2 protein-coding genes are annotated in these 1,379 nt (G+C 69.3%); one reads left to right on the top strand and one right to left on the bottom strand.

The window, feature by feature from the left end; translation table 11 throughout:
• Nucleotides 1–699: DedA family protein (locus AAHZ94_RS34140; RefSeq protein WP_349997566.1), on the bottom strand; the 699-nt coding region annotated here is incomplete at its 3' end.
• A gap of 235 nt (nucleotides 700–934) precedes the next feature.
• Here AAHZ94_RS34140 and AAHZ94_RS34135 point away from each other — a divergent pair.
• Entirely contained in the window at nucleotides 935–1,303 is a 369-nt protein-coding gene (locus AAHZ94_RS34135) for a YbjQ family protein (RefSeq protein ID WP_349997565.1), read from the top strand.
• Nucleotides 1,304–1,379 lie beyond the last annotated feature (76 nt).

Below are 1,379 nucleotides of genomic sequence, written 5' to 3'. Positions count from 1 at the left end.
GGGGGCGCGCGCGGCGGGGCGCGCGGGGGCGCGGCGGGGCGGCGCGGCCGGGGCCCCGCCGCCCGCCGCCGCGGCCTTCTTGGACTTGCTGCGGGCGCGCAGGAACTCGATCGCGATCGGCACCACCGACAGCAGCACGATGCCGACGAGCATCGCCTCGATGTTGGAGTGCACCCACTCGACCTTGCCGAGCCCCGCGCCGAGCAGCGTGACGCCCGCGCCCCAGAGCACGCCGCCGATGACGTTGAAGATGAGGAAGGAGCGGTAGTTCATCCTGCTGACGCCCGCGATGATCGGCGTGAACGTCCGCACGATCGGCACGAAGCGGGCCAGCACCAGCGACTTCGGCCCGTGCTTCTCGAAGAACTCGTGCGCCTTCTCCACGTTCTCCTGTTTGAAGAGTTTGGAGTCGGGCCGTTTGAAGAGGCTGGGTCCCACCTTGCGGCCGAAGAGGTATCCGGCCTGGTCACCGAGGACGGCCGCGAGCACCACCAGCACGCAGACCAGCCACAGGTCCATCGTGATCTTGTCGGTGGTGACCAGCAGACCGGTGGTGAACAGCAGCGAGTCACCCGGCAGGAAGAAGCCGATGAGCAGGCCCGACTCGGCGAAGACGATGGCGAGCACGCCATAGATGCCGAACTGGTCGATCAAGTGGTCCGGGTCGAGCCAACTGGGGCCAAGCGCGAGAGTGGTCACGGGTGACGGGGCTCCTGGATCAGGGGGTGCAGGCGGCGCAGGCAACCCGGTCGCAGTGGGCGGAGCTGACGGCGTACGGCGGGGTGCGGTGTGCCGCCCAAAAGTATCAACGCCAGACGTCCCCCACCCGTTCCAGCCCAGCCAACCCCCGGACGCCTTCGTGCGTCATGATCTCCGGAAAGACACATGGAGCCCGCACGCACATCCGACGTGTGGGGCAACAGGAGGTAGCGCGATGGGCATCGAAGAGTACGGCGGCGGCCAGCAGCAGGGGGCCGACGTGTTGGTCGTCACCACCAACGACGTGCCCGGCTATGACGTGCAGCACGTCATCGGCGAGGTCTTCGGACTCACCGTGCGCTCCCGCCACCTGGGCAGCCAGATCGGCGCTGGCCTGAAGTCGATGGTGGGCGGCGAGCTGAAGGGCCTGACCAAGACCCTGGTCGAGACCCGTAACGAGGCGATGGAACGGCTGGTCGAGCAGGCCCGCGCCCGCGGCGCCAACGCGGTCCTGATGATGCGGTTCGACGTGGCCTCCGGCGCCGACGTGGGCACCGAGGTCTGCGCGTACGGCACGGCGGTCGTGATCGTCCCCAAGAGCTGACCCGTCCGCCGCGGGCCCGCCCCCGGGCTCTTATACACATATCCGAGCCCCCCCCCCGGACGCCGCCGACCGGTGG

Origin of the sequence: Streptomyces sp. HSW2009, assembly GCF_040240285.1 — a bacterium.
In the GTDB taxonomy this organism is placed as follows: domain Bacteria; phylum Actinomycetota; class Actinomycetes; order Streptomycetales; family Streptomycetaceae; genus Streptomyces.
The sequence above is the reverse complement of the archived record's forward strand: the minus strand, read 5'-3'. Positions and strand labels throughout refer to the sequence as shown.

Coding starts and splice junctions, on each gene's coding strand:
- AAHZ94_RS34135 (WP_349997565.1), top strand. CDS start 935: ATGGGCATCGAAGAGTACGGCGGCGGCCAGCAGCAGGGGGCCGACGTG.